This is a genomic window from Cytobacillus sp. (assembly GCF_964223445.1).
Classification (GTDB): domain Bacteria; phylum Bacillota; class Bacilli; order Bacillales; family Cytobacillaceae; genus Cytobacillus.
This window is the reverse complement of the sequence record NZ_CAXQGS010000091.1, coordinates 1-26,200: the sequence shown is the minus strand read 5'-3', so window position 1 is coordinate 26,200 and position 26,200 is coordinate 1. Positions and strand designations below refer to the sequence as shown.

The 26,200-nt window shown below is 43.8% G+C and carries 20 protein-coding genes, 2 tRNA genes and 1 pseudogene; 21 read left to right on the top strand and 2 right to left on the bottom strand.

The window, feature by feature from the left end; translation table 11 throughout:
* Positions 1-131 precede the first annotated feature (131 nt).
* From glmU to ACEQ1T_RS16705, 14 genes are all read left to right on the top strand, one after another.
* Complete coding sequence (gene glmU / locus ACEQ1T_RS16770; RefSeq protein ID WP_206845874.1) at positions 132-1,505, top strand: bifunctional UDP-N-acetylglucosamine diphosphorylase/glucosamine-1-phosphate N-acetyltransferase GlmU; 1,374 nt, start codon at positions 132-134, stop codon at positions 1,503-1,505.
* 27 nt (positions 1,506-1,532) lie between these two features.
* The gene (locus tag ACEQ1T_RS16765; protein WP_206845873.1) at positions 1,533-2,489 is read left to right on the top strand and encodes a ribose-phosphate diphosphokinase; all 957 of its coding nucleotides are present in this window, start codon (positions 1,533-1,535) and stop codon (positions 2,487-2,489) included.
* A gap of 163 nt (positions 2,490-2,652) precedes the next feature.
* Positions 2,653-3,303 carry a 50S ribosomal protein L25/general stress protein Ctc gene (locus ACEQ1T_RS16760; RefSeq protein ID WP_370223849.1) on the top strand — a complete coding sequence of 217 codons (651 nt, stop codon included), beginning with the start codon at positions 2,653-2,655 and terminating at the stop codon, positions 3,301-3,303.
* 606 nt (positions 3,304-3,909) lie between these two features.
* On the top strand, positions 3,910-4,470 hold the full coding sequence (gene pth, locus ACEQ1T_RS16755) for an aminoacyl-tRNA hydrolase (RefSeq protein ID WP_206845870.1): 561 nt from the start codon (positions 3,910-3,912) through the stop codon (positions 4,468-4,470).
* 130 nt (positions 4,471-4,600) lie between these two features.
* Complete coding sequence (locus tag ACEQ1T_RS16750; RefSeq protein ID WP_206845867.1) at positions 4,601-4,831, top strand: anti-sigma-F factor Fin family protein; 231 nt, start codon at positions 4,601-4,603, stop codon at positions 4,829-4,831.
* A 474-nt stretch (positions 4,832-5,305) separates the two neighbouring features.
* Positions 5,306-8,845 carry a transcription-repair coupling factor gene (mfd, locus tag ACEQ1T_RS16745; RefSeq protein ID WP_370223847.1) on the top strand — a complete coding sequence of 1,180 codons (3,540 nt, stop codon included), beginning with the start codon at positions 5,306-5,308 and terminating at the stop codon, positions 8,843-8,845.
* A gap of 415 nt (positions 8,846-9,260) precedes the next feature.
* Positions 9,261-9,797 carry a stage V sporulation protein T gene (gene spoVT / locus ACEQ1T_RS16740; RefSeq protein ID WP_009336655.1) on the top strand — a complete coding sequence of 179 codons (537 nt, stop codon included), beginning with the start codon at positions 9,261-9,263 and terminating at the stop codon, positions 9,795-9,797.
* Between the two features lie 530 nt (positions 9,798-10,327).
* Positions 10,328-11,935: an oligosaccharide flippase family protein gene (locus ACEQ1T_RS16735; RefSeq protein ID WP_370223845.1), complete on the top strand. Its 1,608-nt coding sequence runs from the start codon at positions 10,328-10,330 to the stop codon at positions 11,933-11,935.
* 8 nt (positions 11,936-11,943) lie between these two features.
* Positions 11,944-13,398 carry a nucleoside triphosphate pyrophosphohydrolase gene (mazG, locus tag ACEQ1T_RS16730; protein ID WP_370223844.1) on the top strand — a complete coding sequence of 485 codons (1,455 nt, stop codon included), beginning with the start codon at positions 11,944-11,946 and terminating at the stop codon, positions 13,396-13,398.
* 19 nt (positions 13,399-13,417) lie between these two features.
* On the top strand, positions 13,418-13,684 hold the full coding sequence (locus ACEQ1T_RS16725) for an RNA-binding S4 domain-containing protein (RefSeq protein WP_009336652.1): 267 nt from the start codon (positions 13,418-13,420) through the stop codon (positions 13,682-13,684).
* 238 nt (positions 13,685-13,922) lie between these two features.
* Entirely contained in the window at positions 13,923-14,225 is a 303-nt protein-coding gene (yabP, locus tag ACEQ1T_RS16720) for a sporulation protein YabP (RefSeq protein ID WP_370223842.1), read from the top strand.
* On the top strand, positions 14,222-14,854 hold the full coding sequence (gene yabQ, locus ACEQ1T_RS16715) for a spore cortex biosynthesis protein YabQ (protein WP_206845857.1): 633 nt from the start codon (positions 14,222-14,224) through the stop codon (positions 14,852-14,854). The genes yabP and yabQ overlap by 4 nt, the downstream gene beginning before the upstream one ends.
* Before the next feature lie 15 nt (positions 14,855-14,869).
* Positions 14,870-15,280: a septum formation initiator family protein gene (locus tag ACEQ1T_RS16710; RefSeq protein WP_206845856.1), complete on the top strand. Its 411-nt coding sequence runs from the start codon at positions 14,870-14,872 to the stop codon at positions 15,278-15,280.
* A gap of 82 nt (positions 15,281-15,362) precedes the next feature.
* Entirely contained in the window at positions 15,363-15,818 is a 456-nt protein-coding gene (locus tag ACEQ1T_RS16705; protein ID WP_206845855.1) for a S1 domain-containing RNA-binding protein, read from the top strand.
* 326 nt (positions 15,819-16,144) lie between these two features.
* On the opposite strand, the gene ACEQ1T_RS16700 is transcribed toward ACEQ1T_RS16705, so the two are convergent.
* Both ACEQ1T_RS16700 and ACEQ1T_RS16695 read right to left on the bottom strand, forming a co-directional pair.
* Positions 16,145-16,216: transfer RNA gene (locus tag ACEQ1T_RS16700), tRNA-Glu, on the bottom strand.
* A gap of 270 nt (positions 16,217-16,486) precedes the next feature.
* Positions 16,487-16,560 (bottom strand) — tRNA-Met (locus ACEQ1T_RS16695).
* 356 nt (positions 16,561-16,916) lie between these two features.
* On the opposite strand from ACEQ1T_RS16695, the gene spoIIE reads away from it, so the two are divergent.
* The 7 genes and pseudogenes from spoIIE to ACEQ1T_RS16660 form a co-directional block, all read left to right on the top strand.
* Positions 16,917-19,397 carry a stage II sporulation protein E gene (gene spoIIE, locus ACEQ1T_RS16690; protein WP_370223841.1) on the top strand — a complete coding sequence of 827 codons (2,481 nt, stop codon included), beginning with the start codon at positions 16,917-16,919 and terminating at the stop codon, positions 19,395-19,397.
* Between the two features lie 238 nt (positions 19,398-19,635).
* Positions 19,636-20,373: a VWA domain-containing protein gene (locus ACEQ1T_RS16685; protein ID WP_370223839.1), complete on the top strand. Its 738-nt coding sequence runs from the start codon at positions 19,636-19,638 to the stop codon at positions 20,371-20,373.
* Complete coding sequence (locus ACEQ1T_RS16680) at positions 20,342-21,319, top strand: serine/threonine protein kinase (protein WP_370223863.1); 978 nt, start codon at positions 20,342-20,344, stop codon at positions 21,317-21,319. The genes ACEQ1T_RS16685 and ACEQ1T_RS16680 overlap by 32 nt, the downstream gene beginning before the upstream one ends.
* Before the next feature lie 209 nt (positions 21,320-21,528).
* Entirely contained in the window at positions 21,529-22,917 is a 1,389-nt protein-coding gene (tilS, locus tag ACEQ1T_RS16675; protein ID WP_370223837.1) for a tRNA lysidine(34) synthetase TilS, read from the top strand.
* A gap of 23 nt (positions 22,918-22,940) precedes the next feature.
* Positions 22,941-23,486 carry a hypoxanthine phosphoribosyltransferase gene (gene hpt, locus ACEQ1T_RS16670; protein ID WP_370223862.1) on the top strand — a complete coding sequence of 182 codons (546 nt, stop codon included), beginning with the start codon at positions 22,941-22,943 and terminating at the stop codon, positions 23,484-23,486.
* Positions 23,487-23,629: 143 nt separating this feature from the next.
* Positions 23,630-25,621 carry an ATP-dependent zinc metalloprotease FtsH gene (gene ftsH, locus ACEQ1T_RS16665; RefSeq protein WP_206845845.1) on the top strand — a complete coding sequence of 664 codons (1,992 nt, stop codon included), beginning with the start codon at positions 23,630-23,632 and terminating at the stop codon, positions 25,619-25,621.
* A 163-nt stretch (positions 25,622-25,784) separates the two neighbouring features.
* Positions 25,785-26,072: pseudogene (locus tag ACEQ1T_RS16660) on the top strand (type III pantothenate kinase); the annotation flags it as partial.
* Between the last annotated feature and the right edge of the window lie 128 nt (positions 26,073-26,200).

Below are 26,200 nucleotides of genomic sequence, written 5' to 3'. Positions count from 1 at the left end.
TTAAACCATTTCTTCAGAAAATACCGTTAATGGTAATGACAAATATATGTACTTTGTCATCATTTCTTGAAATAAGAGCCCATTTAAGATATATTCGTTATGGATAAAAAGGTTAAATTGGAGGCCTGTAAATGTCTAATCGATACGCGGTCATTTTAGCCGCAGGCCAGGGGACAAGAATGAAGTCAAAGCTTTACAAAGTCCTTCACCCTGTTTGCGGCAAACCGATGGTTCAACATGTTGTTGATCAAGTTACAAAGCTTAACATAAAAGAAATTGTCACCATTACTGGACATGGAGCGGAAATGGTAGAGCAGCAGCTTGGCTCAAGCAGCAAATATGCTCTTCAGGAGGAGCAGCTGGGCACAGCTCATGCCGTTATGCAGGCCCGCGATATGCTTGAAGGCAAAGAGGGCGTGACGCTTGTAGTATGCGGAGATACACCGCTCATCAAACATGAAACAATGGAAGCGCTTTTCAAGCATCATGAAGAGCTTTCTGCCAAAGCGACTATTTTAACAGCCCATGCGGAAAATCCATTCGGATATGGACGCGTGATCCGAAATGACATGGGAATGGTTGAAAAAATCGTTGAACAGAAAGATGCTTCCGAGGAAGAACGAAAGATAAAAGAAATCAATACTGGAACCTATTGTTTTGATAATAAGGCTCTGTTTGAAGCCTTAAACAAAGTTACAAATGATAATGTGCAGGGTGAATACTACCTGCCGGATGTGATTGAGATCTTGAAAAATGAAGGGGAAGTCGTTACAGCTTACCAGACGGCTGATTTTGGCGAAACCCTGGGTGTCAATGACCGGGTAGCCTTATCGCAGGCAGAATCCTTCATGAAACAGCGGATTAATGAAGAACATATGCGTAATGGCGTGACCATTATCGATCCGTCAAACACATATATTGGAGCGGATGTGAAAATTGGCTCTGATACAGTTCTTTATCCTGGAACCATCATTTCCGGCAATACCATCATTGGTTCTGAGTGTGTGATCGGACCAAATACGGAAATTTCTGATTGCCATATTGGAGAAGGCACAGTGATCCGCCAGTCTGCAGCGCATGACAGCCATATCGGTTCACAAGTGAATATTGGGCCGTTTGCTCACATTCGTCCGCAATCAGATATTCATGATGAAGTGAAAATCGGCAACTTTGTTGAAGTGAAGAAGTCTGTTTTCGGAAAAGGAAGCAAAGCCTCTCACCTGAGCTATATTGGCGACGCAGAAGTAGGCAAGGATGTTAACCTGGGCTGCGGCTCAATCACTGTCAATTATGACGGCAAAAATAAGTACCTGACCAAAATCGAAGACGGTGTATTCATTGGATGCAACTCCAATCTCGTGGCACCGGTAACGATCGGGGAAGGTGCATATGTGGCAGCAGGCTCGACAATTACTGAAGATGTGCCGGGAGAAGCCCTTTCCATTGCCCGTGCACGCCAGGTGAACAAGGAAAACTACACGCAAAAATTAAACATTAAGAAATAAACCGAAATAATTCGATGGAGGCCCAAAATGTCAAACCAGTATTTAGATCCAAACTTAAAGGTGTTCAGTTTAAATTCAAATCGCAAGCTAGCTGCAGAAATCGCCAATGTGATTGGTGTGGAGCTTGGTAAATGTTCCGTAACGCGCTTCAGCGACGGCGAAATCCAAATTAACATTGAAGAAAGTATCCGCGGATGCGATGTATATGTGATCCAGTCAACTAGCTCTCCTGTTAATGAGCATTTAATGGAGCTTTTGATCATGATCGATGCTCTTAAGCGTGCATCTGCCAAGACCATTAACATCGTAATGCCTTATTATGGCTATGCCCGCCAGGACCGCAAAGCAAGAGCACGTGAGCCGATTACAGCTAAGCTTGCAGCAAACCTTTTGGAAACTGCTGGTGCAACCCGTGTGATTACACTTGACCTGCATGCGCCGCAAATTCAAGGATTCTTCGATATTCCTATTGATCATTTAATGGGTGTGCCAATCCTTTCTGATTACTTTAAGAACAAAATGATGGATAGCGACATCGTAATTGTATCTCCAGACCACGGCGGTGTAACACGTGCGCGTAAAATGGCTGATCGCTTAAAAGCGCCGATTGCCATCATTGACAAGCGCCGTCCAAGGCCAAATGTGGCTGAAGTCATGAACATTGTAGGTAACATTGATGGAAAAACTGCCATCTTAATCGACGATATCATTGATACTGCCGGAACGATTACATTAGCAGCAAATGCCCTGATCGAGAACGGTGCATCAGAAGTCTATGCATGCTGTACACACCCGGTTCTATCTGGACCTGCCATCGAAAGAATTGAAAACTCAACAATTAAAGAATTGGTTGTAACAAACTCAATCACACTTTCAGAAGAGAAGAAAACAGACAAGATTGTCGAACTTTCCGTAGCACCGCTAATCGGTGAAGCAATCATCCGAGTTCATGAAGAGCAATCTGTCAGCACTCTTTTTGATTGATCGGCAATTTAATAATCTATCCAGGCTTGCTGTAAAGCAAGCCTGGTCTGCGTTCTTTCTAAAAACAATAAACCTGAAAAAACAAAAACGTTTAGACTTCCTCATTTTAGGGCATTTTTTTATATAGACATGAATTTTTCTAAATGAGGAAGGGGACGTATTTATGACAGCTGTATTGCAAGCAAAAGAAAGAAAAGGTTCACGCAACTCCAACTTAACTTCACTGCGAAAAGAAGGTAATATTCCGGCAGTTGTGTATGGTTCAAAGCTGCAAAGCCAATCCATCTACTTAAGCGAAGCCGATTTTCTAAAGACGATCAAGGAAGTAGGCAGAAACGGCGTATTTTCATTAGATGTAGATGGCAGCAAACATGAAGTGGTGCTTGGTGACTACCAGTCCAATCCGATTAAAAATGCAATTGTACATGCAGATTTTCTTGCGGTGGATATGAATAAGGAAATGACTGCAGATGTACGCGTCGTCTTGACTGGAGATGCAGCAGGAGTAAAAGATGGAGGCGTTATGCAGCAATCCATGCATGAAGTCTCTGTGACAGCGACACCAAATAATATTCCATCTTCCGTTGAAGTGGATGTAACGAATCTGCAGGTGAATGAGACCTTAACAGTTGCTGATATCAAGGCCAATCGAGGCTATGAAATCAATAATGAAGAAGACGAGGTTATCGCATCCATACTTCCTCCAAGACAGGAAGAAGAAATTAACAGCGGTGAAGAACAGGAAGCAGGCACTCCTGAAAATGAAGAAGGCAGAAAAACAACAGCAGATGAAGATAAGACAGGTGAAGAATAAGCTCGAGGGAAGCTATTCTTGCAGGGGCTTGGCAATTATGTCCAGCCCCTGTTTGCTTGGTATTAGAAAAAAAAGCAGTGTAAAAGGGATTCGATGAGTCCGAATAAGGGGCACATTCGGACAGAAAGAGAAGAAAAAGGAGCAACCGAGTCCGAATAAGGGACACATTCGGACAGAAAGAGAAGAAAAAAGAGCAACTGAGTCCGAAATAAGGGACACATTCGGACAGAAAGAGAAGAAAAAGGAGCAACCGAGTCCGAAATAAGGGGCACATTCGGACAGAAAGAGAAGAAAAAAGAGCAACCGAGTCCGAATAAAGGGCATATTCGGACAGAAAGAGAAGAAAAAGGAGCAACCGAGTCCGAATAGGGGACACATTCGGACAGAAAGAGAAGAAAAAAGAGCGACCGAGTCCGAATAAGGCTCACATTCGGACAGGATCAGATGCCGCAGATGCAGCCGAGTCTGAACCCGGCACACCTTCCGGCAGATTCTTCTTACCGAATAACACACTTTCTACTATAATGAAAAAGAGAATGGAATAAGTTCAGCGCAAGCGCCAGGTTATTACTGGACGTCTGCGCTTTTCGAATATGGGGTGAGAAAATGAAATTAATTGTAGGGCTGGGGAATCCCGGCAAGCAATATGATAAGACGAGGCACAATATTGGCTTTGATGTGATTGATGTTTTATCGGACCGGCTGAATATTCCTTTGAATCAGGCAAAGCTGAAAGGCGTATTTGGCACAGGTTATGTGAACGGAGAGAAAGTATTTCTGCTTAAACCTCTTACATATATGAATTTATCCGGAGAGTCCATTCGGGCCGTTATGGATTATTTCGAAATAAATGATGACGAACTTGTGGTCATTTATGATGATCTGGATCTTCCTGTAGGCAAGATACGGCTCCGTCAGAAAGGGAGCGCAGGTGGCCATAATGGGATCAAATCTACAATCGCTCATCTGGGATCACAGGAATTTAACAGAATACGAGTTGGCATCGACCGTCCGCCAAGCGGCATGAAGGTGCCTGACTATGTGCTGGGCCGCTTTTCTAAAGAAGAACAGGACATTATGGACGAAACGGCTAAAAAGTGCGCAGATGCCTGTGAGGAATGGTTCAGAAGACCATTTTTACAGGTAATGAACGATTTTAATCAATAATCTTCATTTTTTATCAATCTTATCATAGAATAATGTATCTCTACTTTGCCGACAGCTGCCGGATGCATGAATAATTTCCCTGCCCGAAGTCCATACTAGAATTATGGACAGTTTAACGGGAGGGACAGGCATGGCTATCCACTATCATTGCCGTCATTGCGGAACAAAGATTGGTTCTTTAGAGAACAGCTCTGTTCATTCAGAGCAGCTTGGCTTCCATAAGCTCAACGATCAGGAACGCCAGGAAATGATCTCCTATGATCAAACAGGAGATATGCATGTGAAAGCAATCTGTGAGGATTGCCAGGAATCACTGGAGCGCAATCCGGATTATCATCAGCAGGACTTCATTATTCATTAACAAGCTTTGGAGACGATCCAAAGCATTTTTCTATTTCTCCTTTGAGGCAATCATTGTTTTTGATAGAAACCGTTCTATAGATTCTTGTTGCATCCATAATTTATTTAGTAAGATTAATAATAGTTAAAATGATTTTGCAGACTGTCAGTTATCTGGCTCGATGGGCCTGGAATGGCATCTGCTTTTTGGCGGTTGAACTGCCAGAGCGCCCTGTGCGCTTTTTAAGATAAAAATCCTTGTAACTTTGAACCTATTTAGCTCCAGCGCCAGTACCATTGAGGAGTCGAGGCGCTTGCGCTATTAAAAGATAAAGGGAAACTTTGAACGTTGAGAACTGTCTAGCTCCAGCGCCTACCCCCTCGAGGTCATAAGCCAATCCTCCAAAAAGGCAAAGAACGCCTTTCTGAGAGGCTCGTCTTATGCTTGTCGGGGGTGATCGAGGCGCTTGCGCTTTTCGTTATAGGAGGGGCTTTCATGTTAGGTCTTAAAGAGATTATTAGCCGGCAGGATGATGTAAGTTCCATCTTGTCTGGCATAGAGGAAGGACTAAGGGAGCAGATGCTTGCCGGATTATCAGGATCGGCACGCACCTTGTTTTTGTCTTCGATATATGAGCATTCGGGAAGGCCGATGCTGGGTGTAACACACAACCTTCTGCAGGCACAGAAGCTATATGATGATATCGTCAATCTTGCAGGAGAATCGGAAGTGTTTTTGTATCCTGCAAATGAGTTGATTGCAGCGGAAATGGGGATTGCCAGCCCGGAATTAAAGGCCCAGCGGATTGAGGCTTTAAATTATTGGAGCAAACATAAGACAGGAATCATGATCGTCCCGATGGCCGGGTTAAGAAAGACTCTCCCGCCTCCAGGCCACTGGCAGAAATACCAGCTGTCTTTAAAAATTGGCGATGAATTGACTGATGATCAATTAAAAAGATTTGTCCAGATGGGATATGTCCGTTCGGAAATGGTTTCTTCCCCGGGAGAATTCAGTGTCAGGGGCGGAATTATTGATATCTATCCACTGACTGAGGCTGATCCAGTCAGGATTGAGTTATTTGATACAGAAGTTGATTCAATCCGGACTTTTTCTTTGGAGGACCAAAGGTCAAAAGAAAAATTAAACGAGATTTCGATTGGGCCTGCAACCGAAATCCCTCTTGATTCAGAGCACTTCCAGACAATAATTGAAAAACTGGAAAAGGGTTTGGGATCAAGCCTGAAAAAACTGAAAGACGATAAAGCGAAAACACAGCTGGCCCAAAATGTTGGCTATGAATTAGAACAGCTGCGAATGGGGAACAAGCCTGAACAGCTTTTCAAATACCTATCGTTTGCCTTTGAGGAAGGAAGTAGTTTAGTAGACTATCTCCCCGTCAATGGCTTAATTTTCATTGACGAAATCAGACGTGTGCAGGAAATGAACGACTCCCTTGATAAGGAAGAGGCCGAATGGTATACAAGTCTTTTAGGTGAAGGCCAGATTATTCATGATGTGAAGGTTTCCCACACCCTAAAAGAGTTTCTGCACCGTTCAAAGCATCCGATTACGTATATGTCACTGTTCCTGAGACATGTACCGAATACAAATCCGCAAAACATCATTAACGTCACCTGCAAACAGATGCAGAATTTCCATGGACAGATGCATGTGCTGAAAAGCGAGCTGGACAGATGGAAAAAGGGCAGATATTCGGTCGTATTCCTGGGTCCAGACCAAGAGAGGATCAAAAAGCTGCAAAGAGTGCTTGAGGATTATGAGATAGAAGCGGCATTTGTGAGTGAGGATGACCCGATTTTAACAGGGAAAATCCAAATTACAGAGGGCAGTCTGCAGACCGGCTTTGAGCTTCCAAGCCAAAAGCTGGCTGTTATTACCGAAGAAGAGCTTTTTAACAAACGCACGAAAAAGAAAGCACGCAGGCAAAAGCTTTCGAATGCAGAAAGAATTAAAAGCTATTCCGAACTGAAGGTTGGAGATTATGTCGTTCATGTTAATCACGGGATCGGAAAATATTTGGGGATTGAAACTCTGGAGATTAACGGGGTCCACAAAGATTATCTGCATATCCGCTACCAGGGCAGCGACAAACTGTATGTGCCAGTGGAACAGATTGATCTTGTCCAGAAGTATGTCGGCTCCGAAGCAAAAGAGCCAAAAATTTATAAGCTGGGCGGAAACGATTGGAAGCGGGTTAAGAAGAAGGTTCAATCCTCTGTTCAGGATATTGCGGATGATCTGATCAAGCTATATGCAGAGCGTGAGGCATCAAAAGGCTATGCCTTCAGTCCGGATGGGGATATGCAAAGGGAGTTTGAAGCGGCCTTCCCTTACCAGGAAACAGAGGACCAGATCCGCTCCATCCATGAAATTAAAATAGATATGGAGAGGGAGCGCCCGATGGACCGCTTATTATGCGGAGATGTGGGCTATGGGAAAACAGAAGTGGCTATCCGTGCTGCCTTTAAGGCGATTGCGGATGGAAAACAGGTTGCCATCCTCGTTCCGACGACCATTTTGGCTCAGCAGCACTATGAAACAATGAGAGAACGATTCCAGGATTACCCGATTGAAATTGGGCTTTTAAGCCGATTTAGAACAAAAAAGCAGCAGACCGAAACCCTTAAAGGCTTAAAGGCAGGGACTATTGACGTAGTTGTCGGCACACACCGGATTTTATCAAAGGATATTCAGTATAGAGATTTAGGCCTGCTCATTATTGATGAGGAGCAGCGCTTTGGTGTGACACATAAAGAAAAGATCAAGCAGCTTAAGACCAATGTGGATGTCCTTACACTGACAGCAACGCCAATCCCTAGAACCCTTCATATGTCAATGCTTGGCGTCAGGGACCTATCGGTCATAGAAACACCGCCTGAGAACCGATTCCCGGTCCAGACGTATGTGATGGAGTATAATGGTGCATTGGTTCGTGAAGCAATTGAAAGGGAACTGGCGAGGGATGGACAGGTCTATTTTCTATATAACAGGGTGGAGGATATAGAACGAAAAGCCGAGGAAATATCCATGCTGGTTCCAGATGCAAGGGTAACATATGCCCATGGGAAAATGACGGAAAATGAGTTAGAATCTGTTATGTTAAGCTTCCTGGAAGGCGAGTCCGATGTTCTCGTCAGCACAACGATCATTGAAACAGGCGTAGATATTCCAAATGTCAACACGCTGATTGTCCATGATGCAGACAAAATGGGTCTGTCCCAGCTTTATCAGCTTAGGGGCCGGGTTGGCCGTTCCAACCGGGTTGCCTACGCGTATTTCACATATCGAAAAGATAAAGTATTAACAGAAGTAGCTGAAAAGCGGCTTCAGGCCATAAAGGAATTTACAGAGCTCGGTTCAGGTTTCAAAATTGCCATGCGGGATTTATCAATCAGAGGCGCCGGCAATCTGCTTGGAGCCGAACAGCATGGATTCATCGACTCTGTCGGTTTTGATCTGTATTCGCAAATGCTTAAAGAAGCGATTGAAGAACGGAAAGATAAGCTCGATGGCGTCGAGGCAAAACAGGCTAAAATTGAGATTGACCTGGATGTTGATGCTTATATTCCTGATTTCTACCTGTCTGATGGCCATCAGAAAATAGAAATGTATAAGCGCTTCCGCGGCATTTCTTCGCTTGAAGATGTGGAAGAGCTCCAGGATGAGATGATCGACCGTTTTGGCGAGTATCCGGATGAGGTGGGTTATTTATTCCAGATTGCCGAAATGAAGGCCTACGGTGAATTTGCCGGAGTCGAGACAGTTAAACAATCCAAACAGGAAGTACTGATTCTTTTATCAGAAAAGGCCAGCGAGCATATAGATGGCCAGAAGATTTTCCAGATCACAAGCAAATACGGCAGAATGATCGGCCTGGGCATGGAAGGAAAGAAACTGAAAGCTGTCCTCCATATTAAAGGCGTCAAAACAAATGAATGGCTCAACATTGCATACGAAGTGATCAAAGGAATGCAGGAAGCGAAAAAGGAGCAGGAACATCCAACTGCGTAAATTTATGGAAACACCACTGTCAATAAAATGAAACAATAGAAATGTTTATCTCTTTCTGACGAGGGTAATTTTAAGTTGAAGGATCATTTGGAATGTTTATCCGTTTTTGGAATGAATAACATCTATGAGAAAAAGTTTTTGTGCACGTATATAACTTTCCATATGAAAGATACTAAGTTCAAACATGGCGATGCATTCATTTTCTCCCAATTATGGATCATAGCCAAAAGAGGAAAGAGTAAGTGCTGTGCTGGAGAAAGAGTTGTCTAGCTCCAGCGCTTAGCCCTTCGAGCCATAAGACAAATCACTCCAGAAATCGGGATCTTCCTGTGTGATTGGTCTTATGCTTGCCAGGGCTGAGCAAGGCGCTTCCGCTTTTCTATTAAATCATCAGATGAAAGTGAGGCAACGTTGGATGAAAGCAACAGGTATAGTTCGTCGAATCGATGATTTGGGTCGTGTAGTCATTCCTAAAGAAATCCGCAGAACACTGCGTATTCGTGAGGGGGACCCGCTGGAGATTTTCGTAGATCGTGATGGAGAAGTCATCTTAAAGAAATATTCACCAATCAGTGAACTGAGCGATTTTGCAAAAGAATATGCAGAAGCATTATATGACAGCCTGGGAAATCCAGTGTTAATCTGTGACAGAGATACTTACATTGCTGTTGCAGGAGGTTCTAAAAAGGATTACTTAAACAAAAACATAAGCGATCTTGTTGAAAAAACAATGGAAGAGCGCAGTTCAGTCCTGGTTAACCAGTCAGGCGACATCTCGCTTGTTGACGGGAACACAGAATCTTCCTCCGCTTATACAATTGGCCCAATCATTGCAAACGGCGACCCAATTGGAGCAGTTATCATTTTTGCAAAAGAAGATTCACTTGGCGACGTAGAACAAAAGGCAGTTGAAACTGCAGCAGGCTTCCTGGCCAGACAAATGGAATCATAAAAATGGATACTTAATGAAAGGGGTAGCGGAATGCTGCCTTTTTTCTTTGGGGTAGGAGGTGCCGCGCGTAAACTGGGTTGAAGTGCGCGTCAAAGTCTCGAATCAGCGCGTAATCGTAAAAGGAGCGCGCGTAAACAAAGGAATTCCGTGCACAAAGTAAGAGAGCGCCCGCAATTGAAGGAAATTCGCGCACAAAAGTCCCGGACTGGCGCGTAAACAAAAATTTAACGCGCGCAAGGTTAGTGAGCACTCAACCCAAGGATATCCGCGCGCAAAACCCCGACCCGCTCGTAAAAGAAAATATAACGTGCGAAAACAAAGATTTCCAGCGCAAATGGTTAATGAGCGTACACAATCGAAGGATATTCCCGCGTAAAAACACGAAAGCCGCGTGTACCCAAAAAACAACGTGCGCAATCCCGTTAAATCCGTGCACAATCAAAATTATCCGCATCCAACCCAAGCGTTCCCGCGCATAAAGCTTCAATATGCTATAATACTTTCGAATTCAATTGGAAGGAGATGGGCAATTGAAGCCCGTTCAGACATCTGGCGATTTGTTTAGAGGTGCGTTTATTCTGACGATCGCTGCCCTGATTACCAAAATTTTAAGTGCTGTTTACCGGGTCCCCTTTCAAAATATTGTCGGGGATGTAGGTTTTTATATATATCAGCAGGTCTATCCGTTCTATGGAATTATTATCGTGTTATCTACATATGGATTTCCTGTCATTATTTCAAAGCTTTATGCCGAGCATGCCGCTCTAAAGAAAGAGAAGGATATTCAGAACTTATTTGCCGTTTCTGCTTTTGTACTGTCCATAATAGGTTTTATCGGGTTCTCCATTCTGTATTGGGGTTCGGACTGGCTTGCTGTCAGGATGGGCGATCCGCAGCTGGCGATTTTACTCAGAGTGGTGGCGGCCATGTTTCTTCTTTTTCCTATTCTGTCCCTTTTCCGGGGCTATTTTCAAGGCAAAGGAGACATGGTTCCGACCGCAGTTTCCCAGGTGGGTGAACAGCTTGTCAGAGTCATTACCATCCTGATGGCCGCATATTTGCTTGTTAAGGGTGGAAATTCTTTATACATGGTGGGGGGCGGGGCCCTTTTTGGGGCCATAACCGGCGGACTTATTGCCATCCTGATTTTAATCACCTTCTTTTATATAAAAGAAAGAAAAAACCTGCCGTCCGCCATTGCCATCGATTTAAAAAAAAGCGGCAAGCTGGCCAAAACAATTATCATACAGGGATTTGCCATCTGCATCAGCAGCCTCGTGCTTATTTTTATTCAGCTGGCAGATTCGTTCAATTTATACTCGCTTTTATTAACATCCGGAATTGAAGGGGAGGAAGCGAAAGCGCTGAAAGGTGTGTATGACCGCGGTCAGCCGATTGTTCAGCTGGGCATTGTTGTGGCAACATCCATGTCCCTGTCGCTGGTGCCGCTCATTTCCAAAGAAAAAATGAGAAATCAGCCTGCATTCCTTCATAATAAAATCAGACTTGCCCTTCAAATCGGCATTCTCGTTGGGGCTGCAGCAACGGTGGGCCTCTGGAATATCATAAGGCCTGCAAATATTATGCTGTTCGAAAACCCATCAGGATCAGATGTCCTGGCGATTCTTAGTCTGCTGATATTGCTGAGCAGCCTGATCATCACAATCACAGGAATCCTGCAAGGACTGGGATTTATCTTTTTTCCGGCAGCGGCCATTCTGATGGGATTTGCGGCAAAACTTAGCCTGAACATCCTATTGGTGCCTAATTACGGCACAGCTGGCGCAGCGGCCGCATCATGCCTGGCACTTGCTGCCGTCTTAATTCTTCTTATCGTAAAGCTGCGGGTATATTTGAAAATATCATTGCTTTCTCTTCGCTTTTTAGTGGTGGCCGGTTTTGCTGTTTTAATGATGTCGATTGTTTTGCAGCTGTACCTTCAGGCCACAGCCATGCTGCCAATATCTGAACCGGGCAGAATGTTTGCCGGATTCCAGGCATTAAGCGGCGTAGCGCTGGGAGGCTTTACGTATTTGTATATCGTGTTTAAAGGCAATACTTTTAAAGAGGAAGAGCTTGCTCTGCTTCCGCTTGGAAGCAAACTCATGTTCTTGCTTCCCAAAAAGACTAGGAGATGAATCACTTTATGAAAAAAATAACCATTCTCGGGCTTGGAGCAGGAGACTTGGATCAGCTTCCTTTTGGTGTATATCGAAAACTTAAACAGGCAAAGGTCTTATACCTGCGGACAAAGGAGCATCCGGTTCTGCGCGATCTCGAACAAGAAGGGCTGACTTATCAGTCTTTTGATCATATCTACGAAAAGCATGAGCAATTTGAAGAAGTGTATGAGGAAATTTGTGAGTTTCTCTTGGAAGAAGCCATTGCCAAAGAGGTTACTTATGGAGTTCCAGGCCATCCGCTTGTTGCGGAACGTACGGTGCAGCTTCTCATAGAGCGTGCCCCGCAAAAAGGCATTGAGATTATGATTGAAGGAGGACAAAGCTTCCTTGATCCTTTATTTCAGGCTTTGAAAATTGATCCGATCGAAGGATTTCAGCTTCTGGATGGAACCGATTTAAACAGAGATGAGATCCAGGTGACCCACCACGTCATCATTGGACAGGTTTATGATCAGTTTGCTGCGAGCGACGTCAAGCTGACACTGATGGAAAAACTGCCTTACGATTACGAGGTTTATATTGTAACAGCAGCCGGCAGCAAGGATGAGGTTATTAAACAAGTGCAGCTGCATGAACTGGATCATAATATGGAGCTGAATAACTTAACTTCTGTATATGTGCCTCCTGTGAAAGATGATGCAGTTCTCTATAAAGATTTTTCAAAACTGCGGAGCATTATTGCAGAACTGCGGGGGCCAAACGGATGCCCATGGGATAAGAAGCAAACTCATGAATCATTGAAGAAATATTTAATTGAAGAAGCCTATGAGCTGATTGAAGCAATTGATAATGAAGATAGCGGGCATATGACAGAAGAATTGGGAGATGTCCTTCTCCAGGTGATGCTTCATGCACAGATTGGCGAGGATGAGGGCTATTTTACCATCGATGATGTAATTGAGGGCCTTTCTGAAAAAATGGTCCGCCGCCACCCTCATGTCTTTGGTGATGTCGAGGCTGAAGATGAAGAGGATGTGCTGAAGAATTGGCAGAGCATTAAGCAGGAAGAAAAGGGTGAAAAGCAGGAATCCATGATGGATTCTATCCCGAAATCATTCCCGAACTTAATGAGAGCGGCTGAAATTCAGAAAAAAGCAGCAAAAGTCGGCTTTGACTGGAAGGAAGTCGAGCCTGCCTGGGAGAAGGTAAAAGAAGAGATTGCCGAATTCGAGAAGGAAGCGGTAAAATTCAGCTCTGAAATGGAGTCGGAATTTGGCGATATCCTGTTTGCGCTTGTGAATATTTCACGTTTCTATAAAATTGATGCCGAAGAAGCTGCGAGAAAAACCAATGAAAAATTCATCCGACGTTTTACATATGTGGAAGGACGGGTAATAATGAGCGGCAGAAAATTTGAAGACTTTACGCTTGAACAGCTCGATGAATTCTGGAATGAGGCAAAAGCCAAAGGTTATTAATAGAGGGAGTGGGAAAAAGATGAGATTAGATAAATTTTTAAAAGTATCCAGGCTTATAAAGAGAAGAACACTGGCAAAAGAAGTCTCTGATCAGGGAAGGATCTCAATAAATGGACAGCAGGCCAAAGCAAGCTCAACCGTTAAAGTGGGAGATGAACTTCAAATCCGCTTCGGGCAGAAGCTGGTAACGGTCAAAGTAGAGCGCCTGCAGGAAACGACCCGCAAGGAGGAAGCAGCGGAAATGTACTCGATTGTTAAGGAAGAGAAAGTAGAATCGGAGGCATAAGGCCTGTGCTTATGGAGATTGGCCGATAAAAGAGCAAAGTTGGCCGTTAAATTACCGTTTTAGGCCGATAGAATCTTCATATTGGCCGTTAAATCTTAATTTAACGGAATTTCGTCCGGTTTCATAGTTCCAAATTCAGCAGGACCTCCGCTTTTCCTATTGGCTTGTTCTATTTTAATCCCGCTTTTCATAAACATGTACAAAAAGGTTGTACTATGCAGATTGCGGGGGATAAATAATGAGTCAATATTATGAGTCAAATTCAAACAAAACCAATACTCAGGAACATGATGTCGTTATGAGAGGCAGAAGACTGCTCGATATTACAGGCGTTAAACAGGTCGAAAGCTTTGATAATGAAGAGTTTTTGCTGGAGACAGTGATGGGATTTCTTGCGATTAGAGGGCAGAACCTGCAGATGAAGAATCTGGATGTGGACAAGGGAATTGTTTCCATCAAGGGGAAGGTATTTGACCTCGTTTATATTGACGATCAGAATGGAGATAAAGCTAAAGGATTCTTTAGCAAGTTGTTCCGATGACGCTGACCACTCAATTTGTGACCATGCTGGCGATGGTCGGCATGGGAAGTGTATTTGGGGCTGCCCTTGATACGTATAATCGTTTCCTGCAAAGAACCAAGCGGAAAAGCTGGCTTGTATTTATTAATGACATTCTTTTTTGGCTTGTCCAGGGACTGGCAATCTTCTATATTTTATTTCTGGTGAATAAAGGCGAGTTAAGGTTTTATATTTTCATTGCTTTGCTGTGCGGTTTTGCCGCTTATCAAAGCCTATTTAAAAAAATGTATCTGCGGGTATTGGAGATATCCATCCGGATGGCGATCTCCATATACCGCTTTTTCGTGAAGACCATTACTTTGCTCATCTATAAGCCCATCCAGGGTCTTATTATGGCGTTAATTGCGATAGCCGTTATGCTTGGAAAAGGACTTTATTCCCTTTTAAAAGTCATACTTCGAGTCTTTTGGTTCATCTTAAAAATGATTTTTCTGCCTGTCAAATGGATTTTGTCACTTTTGTGGAAATTATTGCCGAAAAAGATTAAAAAAACAGTCGAGAAGTTATATAATAAATTGGCAGGATATTTACAGCTGATAAAGAATTATGTTTTAAAATGGATTGCAAAGTGGAAGAAACCTAAAGAGTAAGGAGGGAGTGCGGAAATGAGTGTCACCAAGAAGAAAAATGTAGCCAAAATGGAAACCAGCTATGTCAAACAGCAGGAAGCAGCAGAGATCAGTGCGGGCCGTAAGAAAAAGCTATTATTTCGCAGATTAGCGGCATTTTTCACACTGGCAGCCGTCGTTTCATTTTTTATGATCTCTACACTCGTTTCGCAGTCTGCTGCTCTGGAAGAAAAAGTAGAAGTGAAAACCAGGCTGGACCAGGAGCTTTCTGACCTGGAGAAGAAGGAAGTTATGCTCGAAGAAGAAATTGTTAAGCTGAATGATGATGAGTATATCGCGAAGCTTGCCCGCAAAGATTACTTCCTATCTGACAATAACGAAATCATTTTTAACCTCCCTGAAGAAGAGACGGAAAAAGAAAAGAAAAAGGAAAAAAAGGCTGACTGACGCTTTATTGACACTCTTTTTTTGGTTTCTGTATAATATATAATAAGTTTGATTTAAATATTTCAAGGAGGCAATTTTTTTAATGTCAATCGAAGTAGGCAGCAAGTTAAAAGGAAAGGTCACAGGCATTACAAAATTCGGAGCATTTGTGGAGCTGCCGGAAGGCTCAACGGGTCTGGTACACATAAGTGAAGTCGCTGACAAGTATGTAAAAGATATTAATGAGCACCTCAAAGTGGGTGACATGGTTGAAGTGAAAGTCATTAATGTCGAAAAGGACGGCAAGATTGGATTATCCATCAAAAAGGCAAAAGACCGGCCTGAGCGTTCTGAAAGACCTGAAAGAGGCGACAGAAAAGAATTCAGACCTAATACAAACTCTGGCCGACCTCGCCATAACAGATCAAACGACCATCGCCCTAAAGAAAACTTTGAAGCCAAAATGGCTCGTTTCCTAAAGGACAGCGAAGATCGTCTGTCGTCGCTAAAGCGCCATACTGAATCCAAACGAGGAGGAAGAGGCGCTAAACGGGGATAACTTGCTGCTGATCGATCTATCTATATAGCAGGATGGAAAACAAGTCCGATGGGGCTTGTTTTTTTGTGTTGTTTAACGCTGTAAATTCTGCAGGCAGCTTATTAATAGTGAAACCTTGATACAGTGCGAAGTGACCGATATATGGTAAAAGTAGCCAATATATTGAAAATCTGGCCGATAAACCTGAAAAAGCGACCGATAAACTGGAAGGGAATTAAACAGTTTAATCAATTGCTTGGTAAAATCTAAAATTATGTTCTGAAAGAAGAAAAAATCCTCAAAATCCATCAAAAAAACGCCAGCCTAAGGCTGACGCTCTTTTGAAATGACCCGTACGGGATTCGAACCCGTGTTACCGCCGTGAAAGGGCGGTGTCTTAACCGCTTGACCAACGGGCCGTGGAAGATAACATTCTAAGTTGTCCAGCTTCAGCGCCTACCCCCTCGAGGTCACAAGCCGCTCCTCCCAAAAAGGTAAAGAACACCTTTCTGTGCGGATCGTCTTGTGCTTGTCGGGGTGACCGAGGCGCTTCCGCATTTCAATAGTCCAGCTTAAGAGCGTAGGGGCTCGAGGTCATAAGCCAATCTGTTAAAAAGGTAAAATGCAACCTTTCTGCCATTTTGTCTTATGCTTGTCGCCCCTGGGCAACGCGCTTCCGCATTTCATGATAGCGGCGGAGGGGATCGAACCCCCGACCTCACGGGTATGAACCGTACGCTCTAGCCAGCTGAGCTACACCGCCATGTTTTAATAGATTTATAGCTGCGCTCTGAAGCACAAGATTTATAATACAAATTTTTAAAAAGGAAGTCAATAAGATATTTAAAGAAATATGTCGTAAATCTCCCTTGCCTCTTCGTCAATTTCTTCCATGCTTCTCTTTCCGATGAAAGCTATCATTCCAAGGGTTTGTTTACTTTTTTTGTAAGAATCCAGTCCAACTTCAGCAGGTCCAATTTTAAATCTTGTTACCTATCCCCATATATAGTGGAAAACCGTCGAACGAAAAGCCTGGGCTTGTCTGCTATTTTGACAAACTTCTGGAGCGCTGGATTTTATAATTGTCAGCAACGATAAAAATATGGGGAGTGTAGTTTAATGGAAAAGGTAGAAAGGAATGTAATGGAGCCGATCGGGGAAGTGCCCTTCAACAAACCGAAACTGGATTTTGCCAAAGGCTTAAAAAAACTCCACTCAGGGTTGGAGAATTTCTTTCTGAAAAAAGGCTATGTTCTGCTGATCATTGGCTTTTTGCTTGGAAGAGCCTTGATATTGGCGAAGCTTACCCCATTTAGCCTTCCGTTTTTTGCCGCAGTTTATTTCATACGTAGGGATAAGGCGCCCCTGGCACTAGTGGGATTAATGGCCGGTGCTGCCACATTGTCCATCTCCAATGCTGTATCCGCTTTTGGAATAACTTTCATCTTTTTATTTGCCTTCCGGGTCTCGAAAAAATGGCTGCATAATGAAATCAGGGCCCTGCCTTTTTTTGTATTCTTCACTCTTTTAGGAGGCAAGCTCCTGGAGGCATTCATTATGAAGGGCCAGCTGACTTTATATGATGGAATGATGACCGGTGTTGAGTCAGGTCTTGGCTTCATTCTAACGCTAATTTTTCTGCAGGGGCTGCCGCTGCTTTCGATTAATAAACGCAGACAATCACTGAAAACCGAAGAAATCGTCTGTCTGATCATTATGCTGGCTTCTGTTATGACGGGAACAATAGGCTGGACTGTCTATGATCTTTCAGTCGAGCATATTATGTCACGCTATCTTGTCCTTCTCTTTGCCTTTGTGGCAGGAGCAACAGTCGGTTCTACAGTAGGGGTGGTAACCGGCCTGATCTTCTCCCTTGCGAATATATCGAGCTTTTATCATATGAGTCTGCTAGCCTTCGCGGGTCTATTAGGCGGTCTTTTAAAAGAAGGCAGGAAGTTCGGTGTGGCATTCGGCCTTCTGATTGCGACACTCCTGATGGGCATGTATGGAGAAGGAAGCGGAAACCTCATGAAAACTCTGTCCGAAACAGGCGCAGCGATTCTCTTATTTTTATTAACTCCGCAGGCTTTAACGATGAAATTGGCCAAGCAAGTCCCGGGAACACCTGAATATGCCGCTGAGCAGCAGCAATATATGAGAAAAATGCGCGATGTGACAGCACAGCGTGTTGCCCAGTTCTCAAGCGTCTTCCAGGCCCTTTCTAAAAGCTTCTCCTCTCATGATGAGCCTTCTGAATGGGAAGAAGACGGTGACAGGGAAGTGGATTATTTCTTAAGCAATGTAACTGAAAAAACATGCCAGACCTGCTTTAAGAAAGATCATTGCTGGTCAAAGAACTTTAATACAACCTATGACTATATGATGGATATTATGCATGATGTGGATAACAATGAAGGTTCCCTTTCTCCAAAGCTTGCGAGAGATTGGGAAAAGTACTGCACAAGATCGAAAAAAGTGACTGAAGCTGTACAGCAGGAGCTTACATATTTTAAGGCGAACCAAAAGCTCAAGAAGCAGGTTCAGGAAAGCAGAAGGCTGGTAGCTGATCAGCTGATGGGTGTTTCGGAGGTGATGGGTGATTTCGCTAAAGAAATCCAGCGGGAGCGGGAAAATCATCATAAACAGGAAGAACAGATACTTGAAGCGCTTCAAGAGTTTGGCATTCATATCGAGCAGGTGGAAATCTACAGCCTGGAGCAGGGAAATGTCGACATTGATATGACCATCCCATATTGCCAGGGGCATGGAGAATGCGAAAAGCTAATTGCACCGATGCTATCTGATATTTTGGGAGAAACAATATTAGTAAATTCAGAGGAATGCGCCGCGTTCCCGAATGGATACTGCCATGTCACATTCCGGTCAGCCAAGGCATTCGTGGTGGAAACAGGCGTTGCACATGCTGCGAAGGACGGCGGTTTAGTATCAGGCGACAGCTATTCCACTATCGAGCTGGGCTGCGGAAAGTATGCGATTGCCATCAGTGATGGAATGGGCAATGGGGAAAGGGCTCACGCGGAAAGCCAGGAAACACTTCAGCTACTGCAAAAAATTCTTCAATCGGGCATTGAAGAGCAGGTTGCCATTAAATCAGTCAATTCCGTTCTTTCATTAAGGACCACAGACGAAATATTCTCCACCTTGGATTTAGCAATGATTGATCTGCAGAATGCCGACGCGAAATTTTTGAAAATTGGATCAACTCCAAGCTTTGTAAAGAGAGGCCATAAAGTGATGAAAATTCAGGCCAGCAATCTCCCTATGGGCATTATCCAGGAATTTGATGTAGATGTTGTCAGTGAGCAGCTTAAAGCGGGAGATTTGCTGATTATGATGAGTGATGGCGTTTTTGAAGGGCCAAAACATGTTGAGAATTTTGATTTGTGGATGAAGCGCAAGGTATCCGAGTTAAAGACGGACGATCCTCAAGAAGTGGCCGATTTAATTATGGAAGAGGTGATCAGGTCACGATCCGGAAATATTGAAGATGATATGACGGTGGTGGTGTCAAAGGTCAAACACAATACTCCTAAATGGACCAGCATCCCCGTACATGCCATCCGCCAAAAGGCCAACTGATTAATTTGCTCATAGTTAAATAACTCAATAGGTCTCTGAAGTTAGGTAATTGTCCAGCTCCAGCACCTACCCCCTCGAGGTCACAAGCCAAGCTTCCCAGAAAGGCAAAGTACGCCTTCCCGTGAGGCTAGTCTTGTGCTTGTCTGGGGTGAACAAGGTGCTTCCGCATTTCTTAGGTATATTTCCCCTCCTTTCAGTCGAAAATGCTAACAACTCAGAATGTGGAGGGGAGTTTCAAATGAAAACAGGAACACTGAAACAAATTTTACTGATAACGGATGGCTGTTCAAATCAGGGTGAAGATCCTGTTGCCATGGCGGCACTGGCCAAGGAGCAGGGTATAACTGTGAATGTAATCGGAGTCATGGAGCAGGATGTCATTGATGAACAGGGAATGAATGAAATTGAAGGAATCGCAATGTCAGGAGGCGGAGTCAGTCAGGTTGTCTACTCTCAGCAGCTGTCCCAGACGGTACAGATGGTGACGAGAAAAGCCATGACCCAGACACTTCAGGGAGTTGTGAATAAAGAGCTCCAGCAGATCCTGGGCGGCTCAAAAACAATGGAAGACCTTCCGCCTGATCAGCGGGGGGAAGTGATGGAGGTCGTGGATGAACTCGGTGAAACGGTTGAACTTGAAGTGCTGATTCTCGTGGATACCAGTGCAAGCATGAAGCATAAGCTTCCTACCGTAAAAGAAGCCTTGCTGGATCTCTCCCTAAGTCTTAATGCCCGATCTGGTGATAACCGTTTTTCCGTATTCGTATTTCCCGGGAAAAAGAAAGATGTCGAAAAACTGCTGGATTGGACACCGAATCTTGAATCTCTGACCAGTATTTTCTCGAAATTGACAACAGGCGGGATTACGCCTACAGGTCCGGCCATTCATGAGGCACTAAACCATTTTAAGAAAAAACGTTCATTAAGGAGTCTGCTTTCCCGTGATGATGAATCATTCTTTGAAGAGTCAGTGTAAAGTAAACCCTGGTACTGTAATTGAAGGAAAGTGGCACCGAAACCGATATACCATTATTAAGGAATTGGGGTATGGTGCTAATGGGATTGTGTATCTCGCCAAAAACCAAAATCAGCAGGTTGCTTTGAAAATGAGTGATAACGGGATGTCCATCACGTCTGAAGTGAACGTCCTTAAATCCTTTGCAAAGGTCCAAGGCTCTGCCCTCGGGCCTTCTTTGCTTGATGTGGATGATTGGGAAAGAAGGAGTGGAAAGGTTTCGTTCTATGCAATGGAATATATACAGGGCCCTGATTTGCTGACCTTTATCCAGCAAAAAGGATCCTCCTGGACCGGTGTCTTAATCGTACAGATGCTGAATGATCTTGATTCCTTGCATAAAGCGGGCTGGGTTTTCGGTGATTTAAAGCCGGATAATTTGATCGTAACAGGCCCACCCTCAAAAATACGTACGATTGATGTGGGTGGAACCACTATTCAAGGCAGGGCGATAAAAGAATTTACCGAGTTTTATGATCGCGGCTATTGGGGATTGGGGACCAGAAAGGCTGACCCTGCCTACGATCTTTTTGCTGCAGCCATGATTTTAATCAATACAGCATACCCGAAAAGATTTGCTAAGACAACAGGTGACCTCAAACAGCTCAAAATGATGGTCCGCCAAAAGAAAGAACTGCTGAAATACGAAGATGTTATTCTAAATGCCCTGCAAGGAAACTATAGCTCGGCAGGTGAAATGAGAAATGATATGCTCCAGCTCACCCGTTCCAACCCGCCGCAAAGGAGCACGGGAAACAGGAATGCCGGACAATCAGCTGGTCCTCTGCCCGCCAGCAGGCAAATGTACAGGCAAAAAAAGCAGAAAGGGAGTATCTTTGAAACCCTGCTGATTACCCTTATCGTGACGCTTCTTTATTTCTTCTATATTTATGGGCAGCTGCTTTAAATTAGTGAAAAATGAAACTTTCTTCTCCCTGATCCGTATAGTAAGCTTAATCCCTTTTGATATTTACCCTTTAAAAATGATATGCTTTTCTATATGAAGGATTATGCTGCCCTTTGCAGGGGTAGTGATAAAGTGAAACTTCAATTAGAGGATAATCTTTTTCTGATTGTCAGCAATAAATACATTTCAAACGGATAAGGAAGAAGCCTATGCTCCAAGAGAAAGTGAGTGCTTTCCTTAAGAAAAAGGGACTGGATTTAAACAATAAGAAAATAGTAGTCGGTGTATCAGGAGGTCCGGATTCAATCGCCCTGCTCCATTATTTTTGGAGCCGGAAACAGCAGCTTCAAATCGAACTAATCGCCGCACATGTTGATCATATGTTCAGAGGCGAAGAATCCTTTCAGGACGCCTTGTTTGTGAAGGGTTACTGCAAAGAGAAAGCCATTCCATTTGAAATGGAAAGAGTGAATGTACCTGAATATATGGAGAAATCCGGGAAGAGTTCCCAGACAGCTGCAAGGGATTGCCGCTACAGCTTCTATCAAAGAACCGCCACGAAGTATGAGGCAGACTTTATAGCGCTTGGACATCATGGCGATGATCAGGTTGAAACCATATTAATGCGGCTTACAAGGGGAAGCGCCGGCAGCGCACGGGCAGGAATTCCCTTCATGCGCCCATTTGGCGATTATTTTATCATCCGACCTTTCCTATGCTTGAATAGAGCAGAAATCGAAGGCTACTGCCTGAAAGAACGCCTGAACCCCCGGCGGGATCCAAGCAATGAAAAAGGCGTATACAGCCGCAACCGATTCAGGCAGGAAGTGCTCCCATTCCTGAGAAAAGAAAATCCTCAGGTGCATGAGCATTTTCAAAGATTCAGTGAAGATTTGCAAAGTGATGAAGCATATCTGCAGGAATTAACTGTCCATAAAATGAATACAGTAATGAAAAAGAATGCCAATGAGGAAATTAGTATGGATATCGATGCTTTCGAGGCAATGCCAATGCCTTTACAAAGGAGAGGGATTCAACTAATATTAAACTATCTTTATAAGGAAAGGCCGGCATCGTTATCGGCATCTCATATAGAGAGCATTTTTTCCTTAATGAAAAGTCCTCATCCATCGGGAAATTTAGATTTTCCAGGCGGTTTACACATTGTACGCTCCTACCGGCAATGCCACTTCTTATTCCCGAAGGAACCTGTACAATCCTATCGTTATGAAGTCTTCGAACCTGCAAGCATTATACTCCCAAACGGCGGATCGATTATCCTTGAATATGCTGACTGTCCTGAAGGAATTCTAAACAATGATACCCTGGTATTAGGCAGGGAGGATGCTTCTCTTCCAATCATTATCAGGACAAGAGAAAAGGGAGACCGCATGACGCTAAAAGGAATGCAGGGGTCCCGAAAGATTAAGGACATTTTCATCGATCATAAAGTATCGCTGCATGATCGGAAAACCTGGCCGATTGTGACAGATGCACAAGGCAGGATCCTGTGGGTGCCTGGTTTGAAGAAATCACATGATGATAGGCAGCAGCAATCTTGTACCAGTTATATTATTTTAAAATACATAAAGCAATGATCTTCTAGGGGGCACAATAAATGATGAAAAATGATATTGAAAAAGTACTGATTTCGGAAGAGGAGCTGCAGGATAAGATTAAATCCCTTGCTGCTGAACTTACTGAAGAATACCAGGACCGATTCCCGCTTGCCATTGGGGTTTTAAAAGGAGCCATGCCTTTCATGAGCGACCTTCTAAAGCGCGTGGATACATATCTTGAGATGGACTTCATGGATGTATCAAGCTATGGAAATGCAATGGTTTCTTCAGGAGAAGTGAAAATTCTGAAAGACCTTGATACTTCTGTGGAAGGCAGAGATATTCTAATCATCGAGGATATCATAGACAGCGGCTTGACACTCAGCTACCTTGTTGAGCTGTTCCGTTACAGAAAAGCGAAAAGCATTAAGATTGTAACACTGCTTGACAAGCCAACAGGAAGAAAGGCTGATATCAAAGCTGATTATGTAGGATTTATTGTTCCTGATGAATTCGTAGTCGGCTACGGTCTGGATTACGCGGAAAAATACCGTAATCTTCCATATATTGGGGTCCTGAAGCCGGAAGTATACAGCAATAAAGATTAAGGAAATCCTAAGCAATGATCTTGTATTAAAGCCCTTTACTGCAACATGAATCACCCGGTTTTAAGAAGTCTAATTCCTTGTATTGGCACGATTTTCTATGATACTATACACTATAGTTTGTTTACCGTGGGAGGAGGTAAGGGATGAATCGGATCTTCCGGAATACCATCTTTTATTTATTAATATTTTTAGTCATTATTGGAGTTGTCAGCTTCTTTAACGGCAACAATGAACCAACGGAGCACATCTCTTATAATAAATTTGTTGATCACTTGGAAAGCGGCGATATTACGTCCATTTCCCTTCAGCCTGAGAGAGGTGTATTTGAAGTAAGGGGTCAGCTAGAAGGATATGAAGAAGGAAAATACTTCCTGACTTATATCATGAACAATGATAATATCCTTGACCGTGTGGATCAATTAGCCCAGTCTTCAGATGTTGAAGTCATGCCGGCTAAGGAAACAAGCGGATGGGTGACATTCTTTACGTCAATCATTCCTTTCATCATCATCTTCATACTATTCTTCTTCCTGCTGAATCAGGCGCAGGGCGGAGGAAGCCGTGTGATGAACTTCGGCAAAAGCAAAGCCAAGCTATATGATGAAAGCAAAAAGAAAGTGCGCTTTAAAGATGTTGCAGGCGCCGATGAAGAAAAGCAGGAGCTTGTAGAGGTCGTTGAGTTCCTTAAAGATCCGCGCAAGTTTGCTGAATTGGGAGCAAGAATTCCTAAAGGGGTTCTTCTTGTAGGACCTCCGGGAACAGGTAAAACCTTGCTTGCACGGGCAGCAGCCGGTGAAGCAGGCGTTCCGTTCTTCTCTATAAGCGGTTCTGATTTCGTCGAAATGTTCGTAGGTGTGGGTGCTTCCCGTGTCCGTGACTTATTCGAAAATGCGAAAAAGAACGCGCCATGTATTATTTTTATCGATGAAATTGATGCTGTAGGACGCCAGCGTGGTGCCGGCCTTGGCGGCGGACACGATGAACGCGAGCAGACCCTTAACCAGCTATTAGTTGAAATGGATGGATTTGGAGCAAATGAAGGAATTATCATCATTGCTGCCACAAACCGTCCGGATATTCTTGACCCGGCATTATTGCGTCCGGGACGTTTTGACAGACAGATTACGGTTGACCGCCCAGATGTCAAAGGCCGTGAAGCAGTGCTTAAAGTACATGCCCGCAATAAGCCTTTAGATGAGTCGGTTAACTTAAAGAGCATTGCGATGCGTACACCTGGATTTTCAGGTGCAGACCTTGAAAATCTATTGAATGAAGCAGCGCTTGTAGCAGCACGCCGAAATAAGAAAAAAGTCGATATGGAAGATATCGATGAAGCAACAGACCGCGTTATTGCAGGACCAGCTAAGAAAAGCCGTGTTATTTCCCAAAAGGAAAGAAACATTGTTGCTTTCCACGAAGCGGGTCATACAGTCATCGGTTTAGTGCTCGATGAAGCTGAAATGGTTCATAAAGTGACAATTGTGCCGCGCGGCCAGGCTGGCGGATATGCAGTCATGCTTCCGAAAGAAGACCGCTACTTCCAGACGAAGCCTGAGCTTCTCGACAAAATTGTCGGCTTGCTTGGCGGCCGTGTTGCGGAGGAAATCGTGTTCGGCGAAGTGAGTACAGGTGCCCATAATGACTTCCAGCGTGCGACAGGTATTGCCCGCCGCATGGTAACTGAATTTGGAATGAGCGACAAGCTTGGACCATTGCAGTTCGGACAGTCTCAGGGCGGCCAGGTCTTCCTTGGACGTGACTTCCATAATGAACAGAACTATTCGGATGCAATCGCTTATGAAATCGATCTTGAAATCCAGCGCATTATCAAAGAATCTTATGAAAGAGCAAGAAAGCTCTTAACGGAAAACCGCGATAAGCTGAATCTGATCGCCAATACATTACTTGAAGTCGAAACGCTTGATGCGGAGCAAATCAAGCATCTATCAGAACATGGCAGACTGCCTGACCGTTCAGTGACTTCCATTTCAACTGATGAAGATGTGAAAGTGAACATCAGCATCAAGAAAGAGGATCCTGCTGAAACAGGCGAAATTCCTGAAACCAGGGAAGGCTCAAGCCCTGCAGAAGCGGATGTGCCTCCTGCCATCGATGAAGAACGCAAAGACAAATAACCAAAAAGCGCCTTTATGGGCGCTTTTTTTGCGGAAAGAATATCAATTGCCAAACCGGCTGGAATTTTCGATTACACGAAACAATAACAGTTGTGATATGATGTTTTCAGTGAAAAAATAAAGCTATTGAGCTTTTTTAAATAATCATAAAGTGGTGAGAATGTTGATTTTTGTTTTCGACGTGGGAAATACGAATATCGTTCTGGGTGTCTATGACCAAGATGAATTAAAGCATCATTGGCGAATTGAAACTAACCGGAATAAAACAGAAGATGAATACGGAATGATTGTGAAGTCTCTGTTTGAGCATGTTAATCTTTCCTTTTCAGATATAGATGGCATTATCATTTCCTCTGTAGTGCCGCCAATCATGTTTTCGCTTGAAAGAATGTGTCAGAAATACTTCCATGTTAAGCCCCTTGTCGTGGGTCCTGGAATCAAGACAGGCTTAGTTTCCATGATTCTACCTGGAATGTATGTGGTCTGGAAATGGAAGGAGCGCATTATCAAAAAGCGATTCAGGCAGCTTCCAGATTACGTGGAAGTATAGACGAGAATGTGCAGGTAAGATATGCGTAT

Bases quoted from the DNA above. Each gene is read 5' to 3' on its own strand.
- ACEQ1T_RS16725 (WP_009336652.1), top strand. From the start codon at position 13,418: ATGAGATTAGATAAATTTTTAAAAGTATCCAGGCTTATAAAGAGAAGA.
- mazG (WP_370223844.1), top strand. From the start codon at position 11,944: ATGAAAAAAATAACCATTCTCGGGCTTGGAGCAGGAGACTTGGATCAG.
- tilS (WP_370223837.1), top strand. From the start codon at position 21,529: ATGCTCCAAGAGAAAGTGAGTGCTTTCCTTAAGAAAAAGGGACTGGAT.
- yabP (WP_370223842.1), top strand. From the start codon at position 13,923: ATGAGTCAATATTATGAGTCAAATTCAAACAAAACCAATACTCAGGAA.
- spoVT (WP_009336655.1), top strand. From the start codon at position 9,261: ATGAAAGCAACAGGTATAGTTCGTCGAATCGATGATTTGGGTCGTGTA.
- ACEQ1T_RS16685 (WP_370223839.1), top strand. From the start codon at position 19,636: ATGAAAACAGGAACACTGAAACAAATTTTACTGATAACGGATGGCTGT.
- yabQ (WP_206845857.1), top strand. From the start codon at position 14,222: ATGACGCTGACCACTCAATTTGTGACCATGCTGGCGATGGTCGGCATG.
- ACEQ1T_RS16765 (WP_206845873.1), top strand. From the start codon at position 1,533: ATGTCAAACCAGTATTTAGATCCAAACTTAAAGGTGTTCAGTTTAAAT.
- ACEQ1T_RS16680 (WP_370223863.1), top strand. From the start codon at position 20,342: ATGATGAATCATTCTTTGAAGAGTCAGTGTAAAGTAAACCCTGGTACT.
- ACEQ1T_RS16710 (WP_206845856.1), top strand. From the start codon at position 14,870: ATGAGTGTCACCAAGAAGAAAAATGTAGCCAAAATGGAAACCAGCTAT.
- ACEQ1T_RS16760 (WP_370223849.1), top strand. From the start codon at position 2,653: ATGACAGCTGTATTGCAAGCAAAAGAAAGAAAAGGTTCACGCAACTCC.
- pth (WP_206845870.1), top strand. From the start codon at position 3,910: ATGAAATTAATTGTAGGGCTGGGGAATCCCGGCAAGCAATATGATAAG.
- spoIIE (WP_370223841.1), top strand. From the start codon at position 16,917: ATGGAAAAGGTAGAAAGGAATGTAATGGAGCCGATCGGGGAAGTGCCC.
- hpt (WP_370223862.1), top strand. From the start codon at position 22,941: ATGAAAAATGATATTGAAAAAGTACTGATTTCGGAAGAGGAGCTGCAG.
- ACEQ1T_RS16750 (WP_206845867.1), top strand. From the start codon at position 4,601: ATGGCTATCCACTATCATTGCCGTCATTGCGGAACAAAGATTGGTTCT.
- ftsH (WP_206845845.1), top strand. From the start codon at position 23,630: ATGAATCGGATCTTCCGGAATACCATCTTTTATTTATTAATATTTTTA.
- glmU (WP_206845874.1), top strand. From the start codon at position 132: ATGTCTAATCGATACGCGGTCATTTTAGCCGCAGGCCAGGGGACAAGA.
- mfd (WP_370223847.1), top strand. From the start codon at position 5,306: ATGTTAGGTCTTAAAGAGATTATTAGCCGGCAGGATGATGTAAGTTCC.
- ACEQ1T_RS16705 (WP_206845855.1), top strand. From the start codon at position 15,363: ATGTCAATCGAAGTAGGCAGCAAGTTAAAAGGAAAGGTCACAGGCATT.